The organism is Nostoc sp. DedQUE04 (assembly GCF_034530995.1).
Lineage (GTDB): Bacteria > Cyanobacteriota > Cyanobacteriia > Cyanobacteriales > Nostocaceae > Nostoc.
Window position 1 is genome coordinate 20,175 of the sequence record NZ_JAVRCA010000055.1, and the last position, 14,660, is coordinate 34,834.

Sequence of the window (14,660 nt, forward strand, 5' to 3'; positions counted from 1 at the left end):
CGATCGCTTTATGCAATAACTCTATTGTTTTTGATGATGAAATCTAATTCCTAAAAAGATGTCATAAACAAACTCAAAAAAGTCCTTTTTCTGCAACAATCCTGAAGTTTGATAACATCCTTTTTCATCTAACAGAGGCTTCATCACATAGTACGCAGGTTGGTAATTATACCAAGGAATGGAAGGCCACAAATGATGAATTAAGTGGTAATTCTGTCCCATAATCAGAATATTGAGAACTTGGTTCGGGTAGACGCGAGCATTTTTCCAGCGATCGCGCTCCGCAAAAGGACGATGGGGCAAATAATCAAAAAATAATCCTAGTGCTATTCCCACCACAAAAGCTGGTATAAACCAAAAATTCAAAATGTAACCTAAAAAGTGGTATTGCACTGAGATATAAACAATCACACCGACAATTAAGCGGCTAATGAACCATTCTAATAGCTCATATTTACGCCACAGTCGCCGTTGAAAGAAAAACACCTCGTGATACAAAAACCGCACTGCAATCAACCACAACGGCCCGCCTGTAGAGACATAATGATCTGGATCGTCTTTGGGATGATTGACATGACTATGATGCTGTAAATGCACTCGCGTAAATACAGGAAAAGCAAAAGCTAGCATCAGAGCGCTGCCATGCCCTAATATCGCATTTATCACCCGGTTGCGATGGGCAGATTGGTGACAGGCATCATGAATTACGGTTCCAGCACAATGCAAGGCAATAGTGTTTACGATAAAGCATAGCCAGTGCGGCCATTCCCAAAGCCAGTAACCAAAGTTAGATAACACCAGCATTGCTACAGCTACCAAAAACAACAGTAGCGTGGGATTAAAATCACCAGGAGGCGCTAAAAATTCCTTTGGCGGGATTGTCAGTGGCTTTTTTGCCTCCGATGCGATCGTCTCCAACATTGTCTCCTTCTTAATCAAACATTACGAATATACGATAAATATTAGGGACGAATAAAGTTTTGTAAACTTTTGTATAGCAAGATTTATCGACAGCTTTGCATATCAGCAGATGAATAACGCTATGATTCCAGACGAAGCCTAGTCTTTACTGATAAGTGGGGTATGACAATCGGCAAGAAGTTGATGCAATAAACTCCTTCGTTGGGAGGATAGATACAAGATTGATGTACTATATCTAGTCTATCCCACAGCCCCCACTCTCCCATAAACCCTCATCTAACTGCTTATATCTAATTGATATAGCAGTGACTGAAAAGGAGATGCCACTTAAGTTACGATGACTTCCCAGATAGCTCCCTAACTTCAGCCCTTATGCAATTACGAGATTCTCTGCGCCGGACAAAAATTGTCGCTACTATTGGGCCCGCCACTAGCAGTCCTGAAATACTCAAGGCGATTATTGAAGCGGGAGCCACGACGCTGCGGCTAAACTTCTCCCACGGAACTCATGCCGACCATCAGCGTAGTATTCGCTTAATTCGGCAAACCGCTTTTGAATTAAATCAGCCAGTGGCTATTCTCCAAGACTTGCAGGGCCCAAAAATTCGCTTGGGGAAGTTTGATAACGGGTCTATAGTTTTAGCAAAAGGCGATCGCTTCACCTTGACAAATCGTCCAGTTGTAGGCACGCAGGAAATTAGTTGCGTCACCTACGATTATTTAGCTGAAGAAGTCCCAGTTGGGGCAAAAATTCTCCTTGACGATGGACGAGTAGAAATGCTGGTGGAGGAAATAAATCGGGACAAAGGTGATTTGCATTGTCGCGTCACCGTACCTGGTAAACTTTCTAACAACAAAGGCGTAAACTTTCCCGGCGTTTACCTGTCAATTAAGGCAATGACCGACAAAGACCGAGAGGATCTAATGTTTGGTCTAGATCAGGGTGTCGATTGGGTGGCACTTTCCTTTGTCCGCAATCCCCAGGACATGATCGAAATTAAAGAACTAATTTCTAGTACAGGCAAGCTAGTGCCAGTGGTTGCCAAAATTGAAAAGCATGAAGCCATCGAACAAATGGAAGCGGTTCTGGCTTTGTGTGATGGCGTGATGGTTGCCAGAGGCGACTTAGGGGTGGAATTGCCAGCAGAAGATGTTCCGGTGCTGCAAAAACGGCTAATTGCCACAGCAAATCGCTTGGGGATTCCGATCATCACCGCTACTCAAATGTTAGATAGCATGGTGAGCAATCCCCGTCCCACTCGCGCTGAAGTTTCGGATGTGGCAAACGCGATTTTAGACGGCACAGACGCGGTGATGCTCTCAAATGAAACCGCCGTGGGTAGCTTCCCTGTAGAAGCTGTGGCGACGATGGCACGAATTGCCGAGCGGATGGAGCAGGAAGAAGCCCAACACTTAAACTTACGTTCTTTGAGAGATTCCCGCCGCTCCATTCCCAATGCGATTAGTCAAGCTGTTGGTCAAATTGCCGAGCAACTAGGTGCAGCAGCAATTATGACCCTAACGCAAACTGGGGCAACAGCTCGCAATGTCTCTAAGTTTCGTCCTCACACACCAATTTTGGCAGTGACACCCCATGTAAATGTGGCGCGGCAGCTACAGATGGTGTGGGGAGTCAAACCGCTGTTGGTGCTAGGATTACCTTCTACTGGTCAGACATTTCAAGCTGCGATTAACGTGGCTCAGGAACTTCAGTTACTGTCCCAAGGAGATTTAGTAGTGATGACCGCTGGTACACTCCAGGGGATTTCTGGCTCTACAGATTTGATTAAAGTAGAGGTGGTGACGGCAGTACTAGGTCACGGAATTGGACTAGGACAAGGTTCAGTAAGTGGTCGCGCACGGGTAGCTAGTACTGGTATGGATGTGAGTAACTTTAATCCCGGAGATATTTTGGTTGCACCCCGCACTAGTGCCGATTTTGTTGAGGCAATTCGGAAAGCTGCCGGGATTATTACTGAAGATGAAAGTCTTACAAGTCACGCAGCAGTGATTGGCTTGCGTCTCGGTGTACCAGTCATTGTCGGCGTGAAGCAGGCAACACAGGCGATTCGGGATGGAGCGATTATAACGCTAGATTTGCAACGGGGTTTGATTTACTCTGGGGCGGTGAGAACGGCTTAGAAGTGGCGAAGAAGCAGGGGGCAGGGGAGCAGGGGAGCAGGGGAGCAGGGGAGCAGAGGAGCAGAGGAGAAGTTCAGTAAGTTTTTCCCCTCTGCCTCTTCTGCCAATGCCCCATGCCCCATGCCCCTTAATTAAACAGTTGCGATCGCAGCCCCAAGCCATCCAGCAAAGTTTTGTTGCTGGGTGGAGTTAGGATAATCAACAGGCTTCACCTGATATCGAATGGGGCGTGGTGACGTTAGGGTGATGGAATAGGTACGCAGTTCGTCTTGGTGGAAAACTGCTACTTGAATGGTATCGTTTGGTTGGTAATCTTTGAGGCGATCGCTTAAGCTACCTGCTGTTATTTTAATCCCATCAATTGCTAACAACTCATCACCTGTATCTATTCCCCCTACTTGTGCAGGTGAACCAGTTTCCACAAACTTAATCATCTCCCGCCCATTTTCTGTATTTATTCTCACGCCCAGGTAAGGTTCTTCTTGCTGTTCCGCTACCAACTGCAAGCCAAAGGGTTCTAAATACTGATTGAAAGGCAAATCATCAGTACTATCAATGTAGCGTTTAAAGAAATCAGTCAAATCGATTCCAGCAACAGATTCGATAACTTCTTGCAACTGTTCTGGGGTATAGCCGATTTCATCTTGCCCAAATTGCTGCCACATTTTCAGCATCACGTCATCAAGGGAGCGCTGATTGTTGTGAGTAGAGCGAATCAGCAAATCCAGCAATAACGATACCATTTCTCCTTTTAAATAGTAGGAAATTTGGGAATTACCGCTATTGGCATCCGGGCGATAAAGTTTTATCCAGGCATCAAAACTCGACTCGGAAACGGGTTGCACCTTCCGCCCTGGTGTCATTTCATATCTGGTAATTTCCTTACCTAAGTTATTTAAATACGACTGAACATCAAAAATTCCCGCCCGCAAAGGAATTAACAAGTCGTAGTAACTAGTAGTACCCTCACAAAACCATAATGATGGGGTGTAATTTTCTTGGTCGTAATCAAAAACCTCTAATGCTTTTGGGCGAATACGCTTCACATTCCACAAGTGAAAAAATTCGTGTGCTACCAATTGCATAAAGCGATCGTATTTTTCCTGAGCGCGAAATCCAAAACGCTGGTAAATTAAGGAGCAAGAGTTTTTATGCTCCAAACCGCCAAAAGCTTGGTTAAATAAATGTAGCAGAAACACATATCGTTGATATGGCAAACCGCCGAACATCTGCGCTTCTACTTGAATAATTTTTTGGATATCAGCAATCATTTGCTGAACTTGGTAATTACCTTGTCCCCAGATTGCCAATTCATGAGGTTTTCCTAATACCTCAAATTTATACAATTGGTGGGAACCAATTTCAAAGGGAGTATCCACCAGAGTATCAAAATCGCTAGCCAAGAAAGTATTTGTTTCCTCGGCAACGGGTGGTAAGGCAGTAGTTACCTGCCATTTTGGCTGTGGTGGTACAATAGTGACGCGAATGGGTTGCTTATCCCAGCCAGGTATTCTAAAAAATAGTGCCGCACCGTTAAAATAACCGTGAGTGATATCTAAGTGATTTGTTCGTACCGATAGCTCATTCGCAAAAATGCGGTAACGTACAGTTAATTCTGAAACATCTATTTTGTCTATCTGCCAATGATTTTTACCAAGCTTACGCCAAGTTAAAGGCTTATTCTCTGCAAAAGCCTCAAAATCTTGTAAATTCTTGGCGTATTCTCGGACTAAATAGGAACCTGGTGTCCAAACGGGCAATTTTAAATCAAGAATCGGTAAGGGATAATCGACAAGGTGTAAAGTCACCTCAAACAGATGGGTTTCTGGTTGAGGCATAGCCACCAGGTAATGAATCATTGGCCCAGTTCCCTCGATGTAGGTATTGGGACGAGTTGCTGTTGCTTCAGTCATCTTGTTTGCTGAGATAATTGTTAATAGGCTACGAGATGCAGTGCGATCGCACTGCATCTCGTAGAAAAGACAGTATTGTAAGTTTTGACTCCACGGATAAATCCGCTTTTTCTCAAATAAAGATTACACTTTATTTCTTTTGCATAACTAATATACTACTTATGCATTGTACATAATTACTACAGGCTATTTGAGTATTTCAGCCATATTCAGCAGTCTGCGATGTCTACAATGAGCTACGCCAACGCACCAAAAATCCTTACTGGCGGAGATTCTCTGATTAGAAAACCCATTTGTAATAAAACACTTTTAAAATCTAGTTTCTAGGTTGTACCTGGAAATGCTCAAATATAATACCCGTATCCTTTACTTCTCGTTAGAAGCTGAGGTTCTATCTTCTGAGCTTTGACCGAAAATCGAAAATCCATGACACCTGCCGATCTAAAAGCATATTTAGACAACCTGATCCGTAAAAACTTGCAAATTAGTACGATGATTTGGGGGCCTCCTGGCATTGGCAAATCCAGCATTGTCGGACAGATAGCTCAAGAGTATGATATCGAGTTTGTGGATGTCCGCCTCAGTCAACTTGCGCCCACCGATTTGCGCGGTTTACCTGTTGCCGAAGATGGTATCTCCAAGTGGTATCCACCAGAATTCCTCCCTCGTGACGGTAAAGGCATCTTGTTTTTAGATGAACTAAATATGGCACCGCCAGCAATGCAGGGAGTCGCTCAACAGTTGATTTTAGATCGAAAAGTCGGCTCTTACGTTGTACCATCAGGTTGGTTTGTCTGGGCTGCTGGCAACCGTAAAGAAGACCGTGCAGCTGTATTTGATATGCCTACGCCTTTAGCAAACAGGTTTTTACATCTAGAGGCACAAGCTGATTTTGATAGCTTCAAAGCTTATGCTTTAGAAACAGGCGTACACGAGCAAATAATAGCCTTTCTTTCCTTTCGCCCCACATTGTTGCACAAAATCGATCCCCAGCAACCCGCTTGGCCTTCACCTCGTTCTTGGGAAATGGCAAGTGTCCTACACCACGCAGAATTAGATATCACTCCGGCGGTGGGGGTGGCTACAGCAACTGAGTTTCAGGCTTTTATTCAACTTTACAAGACACTACCGAATCTGACACCTATTTTGGCAGGTAAAGGCGATCGCATTCCCTGGCCTGAAGAACCAAGTACTAAGTATGCCACAGCAATTGGTTTAACAGTGCGGGCTGCTGACGCAAATCAAGCTTACAACGCTTTTATTTGGCTAAGTCAAGTTGCAACAGCCGAATGGGTGCAGTTGTTTGCTGTGGATTTATTTCGAGTCATGCGGAGTAGAGGACATCTGGGTGTTTTGGCGCAATTAGTCCAGAAAGACGCAAAATTGCAGCAGTTTATGAAAGATTTTCAACAGCTAATGGGTTTGTGAGCGAGACAGAACAGATGAATTATGAAAATAGCTCCCGGATTATCAGTGCTTCTGTGCTGCGTTTGCGGATGAAGTCGCCATTTTTCGCTACCCTGGCATTGTTTGCTCGCTTCATTCCTTCGCAGCAATTACCAACTGCTGCCACTGACGGTAAAGATATCTTTTTTAATCCAGAGTATTTGCTTTCTTTACCCACCACTCAACAGGATGGACTGCTACTGCACGAAGTGTTACACGCTGCACTGCTGCATGTGCCGCGCCGGGGTGTGCGGGAAGCGGAACTGTGGAATATTGCCGCAGATATTGTAGCCAATGGCATTATTAGCCAACAGGGTGTATTTGAATTGCCTCCAGGAAGATTGCGAGAACCTAAGCTGGAGCATTTGAGTGTAGAAGAAATTTATGAATTACTATTAAAGAATACTAATGAGTCCGTAAAACTACTGCATCCCGATCTACTCAATGAAGCCCCTTTTGATGCCTCATCCTTTTCAGATGTGACTAACAATGACACCAAAAATCAGGCAGGAGATGCTCAGGAAGCAGGAAAGACAGCACACCCTAACGACTTTGCCCGTCCGGCTGCTGAAACTTCTTCCACAAACAGCGATAGTCTGTCAGAAGCAAGAAAAGCAGCTTTAGAAGCACACTGGCGCAATGCTTTGCAACAAGCTGCTGTTATTGCTCGCACAGTTAATCAAGGCTTACTACCAGCAGGGATAGAACGGGAATTGGGAGCATTAACTACTGCTCAAATTAATTGGCGTAGTTACCTTTGGCGTTATTTAGTACAGACACCTACTGACTTTGCAGGATTTGACCGCCGCTTTATTGGGCGGAAACTGTATTTGGAAACTCTACAAGCAGAAAATGTCGAGGTATATGTAGCTGTAGATACTAGCGGTTCTATTGATAATGAGCAATTGTGGATGTTTTTAGGCGAGGTGCAGGGAATTTTGAGTGCTTATCCTCATTTAAAATGTGAGCTTTATTACGTTGATGCCGAAGCTTACGGCCCCTACAAACTCAATCTTGATTTGACTCTACCAAAACCTCAAGGCGGCGGCGGCACATCATTTGTACCGTTTTTTGAGAAAGTTGCAGAAAGTTGGGATGGGCAAACTCAAGGCGTTTGTATTTATTTAACAGATGGTTATGGTACTTTCCCCGATAAAGTACCGGAATTACCTGTGTTGTGGGTGGTAACTCCTGGTGGTTTGACTTTAGCGGAGTTTCCATTTGGGGAAGCGGTGCGGTTATTGTCGGTTTGAAAAATGCCTATAATTGCGATGTTCGCGTCAATTTCCACAATCGAAGGCTGTTTTTGTTACTACTCCCTAACAATTTGCTGTCTGGACTAAATTTTAAATTGATTAGGTTATCCATCATTGTTTGTTGATCGCTTTTGAAGCTGTGGATTTCTTCCATTGTCTCCAAGTCCCAGAGTCTGATGGTACCGTCGCTACTGACACTAGCTAAAATTGTCTGTGATGGACTGAATGCTAAATCCATAATGGAAGAATATGTTTCCAAAGTTTTGATCTCACAATTTGTCTGCACATTCCACAGCTTAATTTTACCGTTGTAAGCCCCACTGGCAAGTATGCGATCGTCTGGGCTAAATACAATTTGTTTCATCCAATTAGAGTGAGGTGTAAAAGTGTAAATTATTGTGTTTGTTTTTACATCCCACAGGGCAATTTTTCCCTCATACCCAGCTGCAAGAATATCTCCAGTCGAGCTGAGTGCTAATGGATTGGCATATTCAGCACCTAAATTTACAACACCCAATTCCTCACCAGTTTGTAAATTCCACAGTTGTACTGGTTGCTGGTCATAGCGTCTTGCCAGTAGTTTTCCATCTGCGCTCAGAGTAACATTAGCAGCAGAAGATGAACCTCCTCCTTGAGAGTTCCACTTCTGTCTGTCGTTTTCACTTAAAGTAGCATCTCTACGTCTAAATTCACCGTAGAAATCGCTGCTGATTAAAACTGGATTGGATTGATTATTCGGCTGGGTAAAAGCAATAGTAGGGTAGTATGTGCGTTGCGATCGCAAACAACTATATGTTTCCTTTCTCTCTGTAACTTGCCACAGCTTAAAATCTTCAGCGCTTTTGCTGGCTAGGGTCTGACTATCAGGGCTAAAAGCCAGAGATTGCACTGCTGCTCTGTGTCCGATGAGAAGGCAAATTTGTTTACCAGTTTGTCTGTCTAACAGTTCAATCTGACCGTCTACATCCGGCGCACTTCGGGCGGTGAATTGCCCATCTGGGCTATGTGCTTGAGTGAGGATACCGCTAGAATAACCCTTTAAAGTCCGTGTTTCATGACCAACGTTAATTAACTCAAAGGGTTCTCCTGTACCTATCATGCCTATACTTTGGGCATTGCCATCCAATACAATAGAAGTAAGATTAACAGAATGGTTTTTGAGATTTTGAATTAACTCACCTGTCAACGGATTCCATAATTTCAACTCATTCACATAAAAACTTTCATAAAGCTTTTGTCCATTCGCATTAAAAACGACTGAGACAACTGGTTCTGATTGGATATTTATCTGACTAATTTGCTGGCCAGTGTTGGAATGAACCAAGGTAATCTTTTCATTCGACTCAGTATATGCCAGCATCTCACCATCGGGACTGAAGGCAAAAGATGACCCGCATAGCTTTAGCTCTAAATGTAGAGAGTGTTTAATTACTTCATTCAGTTCGCCCAAAATTGCCAATTCCAAGTCCGCCTGCTTTGCTTGAGCAATTTCTGCTCCTCGCAGGTCAGCCCGTGTTAAAATTGCTCCTTCTAGTTCAGTCTTAGATAAATCTGCTTTCTGCAAGTTGGCATTTGTAAAGTCTGCTGCTTGTAATTGACCTTCCTGCAAATAAACTTTTTGGAGACTAGCTTGTTGTAGTTGCGCTTTTCGTAGTCTAACTCGCTTTAGATTAGCCCGATCTAAAACACATTGTTCTAAATTAGCTGCTGTTAAATCGGCACGTACTAATTCAGCTTCTCGGAGGTCGGCTTGCACTAACTGAACACAAGGCATATAAGCGTAACAAAGATTAGCTCCTACCAAAACTGCACCTTTCAAGTTAGCTGCATCTAACTTTGCTTCGTTGAGATTGGCCTCACTTAGATTGGCTGCACTCAAATCAGCGCCCTGCATATCAACTCTTGCTAAATTGGCTCCTCTCAAGTCTTGTTCGCTGAGATTTGCCCAACTGAGATTAGCTCGATACCAATCAACTTCTTTGATTACTGCGTGGCGTAAATCACTACTATTGAGATGAGCGCATCTTAAGTTGGTTTGAGTCAGGTTTGCACCACGCAAGTCTGCTTCTATCAAATTGGCTTTGCTCAGATTTGTCTGGTAAAGATTTGCATTTTTGAGATTAGCTTTTTCTAGATTAATTCCTGTTAAGTTGGCTTGACTAAGGTTAGTATTTTCGAGGTTAACCTGAGTGAAATCACGCTCTCCAAGTTGATAAGCTGCTAGTAATCCCTCAGCACCGCCAATTTCTCGGAATGATGTTAAAGTATGTTTTTTTGGAAGCATAATAATGTTTGAGTGTGAAGATAAAATGGCGTTGCTGATTAAGAGGGTAAATTTATTTTCACGCAGAGGCGCAGAGAGTTAGAGGAGATTTAGAAAAGGTAGAGGGTAATTCCTGGTCTAAAATCTCAAATGGATGGTATGAATTTTAAGATGAGGAGAGATCCTGCAATCTATCTTTTGCTGCTGCCCGAACTAGCTGATTGCTGTCTTGTGCTAGTTGAGTGAGAATTTGTTGAATAGCTTGGGGATTTTGAGCTACGGCTAGCCGTTCTAACCAGGAGATAGAAAGGCTTTTTTCTTGTAGTAATTCCTGTGAAATCTGGGGTTGATTTAAAGCAATAAAGCTAACTAAGGGAAACTCGGACTTGGCATAATAATTGAGCGTCACAGCAAGGCTATCAGGATGACGAGATAAAAAATCAGGATTCAGTTTCAAATAATGTGTAGCATATTCCCCACAAAGAATACGCTCTACAGCCTCTTTTGGTAAGCTGGGATTCAGCATTGCTTTTTCACGCACTTGGTCTGAGTACTTACTACCCGCTAGTTCTTCTAAAATCTCTGGTGATAGGTTAGTTTTTTGTGCAATGTGCAACAGAACATCATAGTTCTTATCTTTGCTTAGTTGTTCCAGTATACTAATTGGCGTATTCGGGTTTTGGGCTACTGCTTCACGAACTTTTGTTGCTGGTGATTGAACTAGTTTTTCTAAGCAGGTTACAGGGGTGTTGAGGTTTTGTGCTACACCCTCACACACATTCACTTCAGTTGATTCAGCAAACTGTGTGAGAAAATTAACAGGCAAATCAAAGCGTCGAGCGAGAAAAAGACGAGCCGCTTCTCCTCCCTCCTGTGCTAATCGCTGCAAAATGGTTTCGAGGGGACTGGTACTTTCTTCTGCTAGGATATCTAAGATACTCTCTGCTTCAGGGTATTTACCATATTTTTCACTTGACATTCGATAAGCGATCGCACCACTTACCCATGCATCTCTAGCTAATTCCTTAAACAGAAGATTTATTGGTGTATTAGGATTTTTGGCAACCCCACAACGAACCATAGAAGAGTCATCCTGAGCTAACTCTTTTAAAATGCTGACTGATGCATTGGGGTTTTCAGCAACAGATTCACGCAGTCGTTCATCAACGCTTTTGGAAAATTTTAAGAGCAGTTCTGGCGGTGTATTTGGATGTTCGCCAACAGTCCGGGGGTCTTTTTGCGCTAACTTTTCCAACACATCAGGAGGGGTTTTAGGATTCTTCCTAACCGCTTCAGCAGTATATTCCCCTTGTAGTTCTCCTATTACCTTAGTCGCAGCATTAGCAACGTGTATATTTAGATCGTTTGCTAGGTCTTTCAACACATTTAGCGGTGTATTAGGATGTTCAGCGACTTTAATACGAATTGTTGGGTTTTGATCTGTACTCAAGCTCTCCAGAATATCAGCAGGTGTATTGAAATTACAAACAAGAGAAAATGTAACTTGGTTTTCAGTGGCTAATTTTCGTAGAGTCTCTGTTGGAGTATTGGGATTTTCGGCTGCTTTGCCCCTTGTCCAACCATCACTATGGTTGGCTAGGTGTTTGAGAAAATTAGGAAATGTGGCAGGAGAATTAGCAAGTTTTCTACATAAAAAGTCTTTGTAGCTAAAGTCCTTTATGCAATGTTCAACGATAAATTCTGGGATTGGGCAAATCTGAGCTAGAACTACAAGATCGCTAGTATCGGCTTTGTAAGCGTTAGGGATGATTCCTTGAATTACTTCTTTTATTCTTTCTTCGTATTTCTCTGTTAATTCTCCAGCCAGATTGATGTGTAAACAAGCAGATTCCACAACTTGAGGATGTCGGCTTTGAGTTAATCGATTCAATACACCTTTAGGAGTTTGGACATTGTTAACTAGTGCCAGTTGCACTTCCAAGTCCGCCTTCTCTGCTACTTGTTCCAAAATATATACTGGAACATTTTCATGTCTAAGAATACTTCGCAAAGTATTTAAGGGAATTTCTGCAACTAAATTGAGATTTTCCAAAAGTAGTAATGGAAATACAGGATTATCTAGCAATTGGGACGGAAATTCTGCTCCCAAACGCAATAGGACATCAACTGGGGTGTTAGGATTGCCTGCAACGGACTGACGGGTTATTTTGTCGGTAGATAATGCCAGTTCCCGCAACAGTTCCGGGTCAGTACTAGGTTCTGCTGCTAATAATTGTGCCTGTGTGACGTTTTTTGTCAGGGGTGGAGTGGTGTGATCCATTGGTCTAAATTTGTGAACTACTTACACCTCTAATAAGCAAGTCAACCGAAGCATCTTGTCGGTTGACTTACTTAATACCAAAATTTGTATCCCTGAATAAATAAAACAATTACACTTTGCCAGCCAAGTTCATCAACTGTTTGAAGTTCACAAGATAAGTGATGTTGTTGGCGCTATCAATTTTGATCCATCCTTTTTCATGCAGCTTTTCCATGATTTTGGTAGTTTCTTCAACACCAATTTCTGTCACCTCTGCTAAATCTTTAAAGGGAATGTTAAAAATTTCTTTTCCTAAGTCTGATTCCTGACCATAACTTTCGCCTAAACTCACTAGGGTATGGGCGAGTTTAACTGCTGGTGGTGAAGACCGCATTTGTAGGCGCAGGTTAATTTGTCGCAATCGCCGCACCATCAGTTGCAACATCCGGTGATGTAACTGTGGGTCTTTAAACAATATTTGAATAAACCGCTCTCTGGAGATACTAAGCAATTTCACTGATGAAAGGGCAATGACATCGGTTGAGCGTGGAGATTCATCCAAAATTGCCATTTCTCCAAAAAAATCGCCACGACCAAAAATTGCCAGAGCTACTGAATCGTCCCCGACGGTACGCCGGACTTTGACCCAACCAGAAACCACGAAGTAAACGGCGTTACCCCAAGCATCTTCCATCACAACGGCTCGCCCAGATGGATATTCATGTTCAATTGCAACGTTAAGTAGCCATTCCAATGTCTGTGGATTGGCTGTACTCATTAAGGGGAAAAGTTCACTAAAAACCTCAGTTAGCATGAAATATTTGCAACAATAGGATTCAAGAGCGGGTAACTAACTTTGCTACTATTAAGTTTGTCTAAACCGTAATCTTACTCAGAATACGATCGCAAAATTTGTATTTATTTAGAGATGAATCTCTAAGCTTTATCAGTCTAGGATTCCATTACAACATAACAATTATGTATGCGAACGAAATCAGCGTTTTCACCTACTGACTGATGATTTACTCTTTGTTGGTAGATTGCTATCTAGTGCCAGTATTTTGATCTGTTGGTCTAAATTTTTCACTAATTGATTCAGGGTAACTAAAGCCTCTAATTGCTGAGAATCAAGGCTAGGATTCAGTAAAAGTTGTTCTTGTAGTTCATGTAACTTAATGCTTAGTTGTTGAGAAATTCCTAAAGCATCGCGGCCTATACGCGTCAATTGTTGTTGTTGATAGAATTTTAATGCTGCTCCCCGCAATACTTGGAGTGTTGCCTCTTCGCCGTAGATTCCCGGCATGACTCGCAAGCGTAATAATAAGCGGTTTTTTTGATATACGTATTCCTTTTCTACCTGTTTTGGTTCTGCAAGCGTGGTTACAGGCAGGGAAGCAAACCGCTTTAATTCATTCAATACTCCTTGAAAAACTGAGAGCGGCAGTTTGTCTAATACAGACTGCAAAACTCCATTGTCACTCCACAATATTCTGCCTTCGTAAGCTTGTCTTTCTAAGTACAGCCGACCAATTCCCCCAGCAAAAATTCGCCCTAGTAATTCTTCTAGTAATTTTTTTGGTGGCAGTGTTGTTAGCAACTCAATCGGATTCAGTAGTTGGGAAGCTTGTGTGGGAAAAATAGGTAAATTGTTGGATGATGTGGGTTCAGAATCCTCTCCCGACTGAGTTCTGGAAATAGGGGTGAAGAACGTCGTAGTTTGAGATGATTGGTCTAGCTCTGGGATAGGAGGCAAGTCTACCCGCTGTCCAGAATTTTGGCGCTTTTGTGTCTGAAACACCGTCAATACTGGTTGTTGATTTGATTCTGAGTCGGCATCTAGAGAAGGACTGGGTATGTCAGTAATCGTAGCTGGGCTATTTGTTGGGGAAAAGTCCACTGTTGGCTGATGCACTTGTTGGGCATCTAGCTGGGATATATTCTTATGATTGAGGTAGGCTGATAGTATTCTGCGGTGAGCATCGGCTGCGATCGCCTCAATCACCATTGTGCAATTTATATAAGACAAAATGCGACCAACATAATCTAGGGCTTCGCTCTCTTCTGGATAAACCATACCTAGCAAGAGGTTTTTGTCTTCTAATCTAAAGGGTAAAATCTGGTGGTAGAGGCAAGCTTCAAAGGACAAAAGATGATCGATTAGGTGGAACATTTGTTCGCGATCGCCTTCTTGCTCCCACCTAGTTTGAGCGGCAGTTGGCATTTGCTGTCCATTTGCTACGGTATCATTTAGTTCGCCCTTTGAAGACAACATAGATTTGATTCGTTGGTGTTTACTTATATTTTGCCTCTAATTCAATAGGTAGTTAATAAAGATACTTTGTTAAATTGTTAAAATTCCAATTATATATACTTAAGTAAATGTAAGTAAAGTATGAATTTTAGATTAGGGACTGGGGATAATACTGAAGATTGGGCATTGGGCATTGGGCATTGGGCGT

9 protein-coding genes are annotated in these 14,660 nt (G+C 42.7%); 3 read left to right on the forward strand and 6 right to left on the reverse strand.

Translation table 11 applies throughout. From position 1 onward, the window contains the following. Positions 1 to 21 precede the first annotated feature (21 nt). Positions 22 to 921, reverse strand: coding sequence for a beta-carotene hydroxylase (gene crtR, locus RM049_RS28915; RefSeq protein WP_322706628.1), 900 nt, complete (start codon positions 919 to 921; stop codon positions 22 to 24). A 372-nt stretch (positions 922 to 1,293) separates the two neighbouring features. Here crtR and pyk point away from each other — a divergent pair, with 372 nt between their 5' ends. After that, on the forward strand, positions 1,294 to 3,063 hold the full coding sequence (pyk, locus tag RM049_RS28920; RefSeq protein WP_322706629.1) for a pyruvate kinase: 1,770 nt from the start codon (positions 1,294 to 1,296) through the stop codon (positions 3,061 to 3,063). Positions 3,064 to 3,194: 131 nt separating this feature from the next. On the opposite strand, the gene RM049_RS28925 is transcribed toward pyk, so the two are convergent. Further along, the gene (locus RM049_RS28925; protein WP_322706630.1) at positions 3,195 to 4,976 is read right to left on the reverse strand and encodes a M61 family metallopeptidase; all 1,782 of its coding nucleotides are present in this window, start codon (positions 4,974 to 4,976) and stop codon (positions 3,195 to 3,197) included. Between the two features lie 426 nt (positions 4,977 to 5,402). Here RM049_RS28925 and RM049_RS28930 point away from each other — a divergent pair, with 426 nt between their 5' ends. Both RM049_RS28930 and RM049_RS28935 read left to right on the forward strand, forming a co-directional pair. Then, positions 5,403 to 6,404 carry a MoxR family ATPase gene (locus tag RM049_RS28930; RefSeq protein ID WP_322706631.1) on the forward strand — a complete coding sequence of 334 codons (1,002 nt, stop codon included), beginning with the start codon at positions 5,403 to 5,405 and terminating at the stop codon, positions 6,402 to 6,404. Next, complete coding sequence (locus RM049_RS28935; protein WP_322706632.1) at positions 6,401 to 7,675, forward strand: DUF2201 family putative metallopeptidase; 1,275 nt, start codon at positions 6,401 to 6,403, stop codon at positions 7,673 to 7,675. Before RM049_RS28930 ends, RM049_RS28935 begins: the two co-directional genes overlap by 4 nt. A 7-nt stretch (positions 7,676 to 7,682) precedes the next feature. On the opposite strand, the gene RM049_RS28940 is transcribed toward RM049_RS28935, so the two are convergent. The 4 genes from RM049_RS28940 to RM049_RS28955 all read right to left on the reverse strand — a co-directional run bounded on the left by RM049_RS28940 (position 7,683) and on the right by RM049_RS28955 (position 14,473). Then, positions 7,683 to 9,962: a pentapeptide repeat-containing protein gene (locus tag RM049_RS28940; RefSeq protein WP_322706633.1), complete on the reverse strand. Its 2,280-nt coding sequence runs from the start codon at positions 9,960 to 9,962 to the stop codon at positions 7,683 to 7,685. A gap of 145 nt (positions 9,963 to 10,107) precedes the next feature. Next, a complete protein-coding gene (locus tag RM049_RS28945) occupies positions 10,108 to 12,222 on the reverse strand; it encodes a hypothetical protein (RefSeq protein ID WP_322706634.1) in 2,115 nt (704 codons plus the stop codon). A 109-nt stretch (positions 12,223 to 12,331) separates the two neighbouring features. Then, positions 12,332 to 13,015 (reverse strand): Crp/Fnr family transcriptional regulator, encoded by a 684-nt coding sequence (locus tag RM049_RS28950; protein WP_322671542.1) that lies wholly within the window; start codon positions 13,013 to 13,015, stop codon positions 12,332 to 12,334. 189 nt (positions 13,016 to 13,204) lie between these two features. Further along, positions 13,205 to 14,473: a pilus assembly protein PilB gene (locus RM049_RS28955; protein WP_322706635.1), complete on the reverse strand. Its 1,269-nt coding sequence runs from the start codon at positions 14,471 to 14,473 to the stop codon at positions 13,205 to 13,207. Between the last annotated feature and the right edge of the window lie 187 nt (positions 14,474 to 14,660).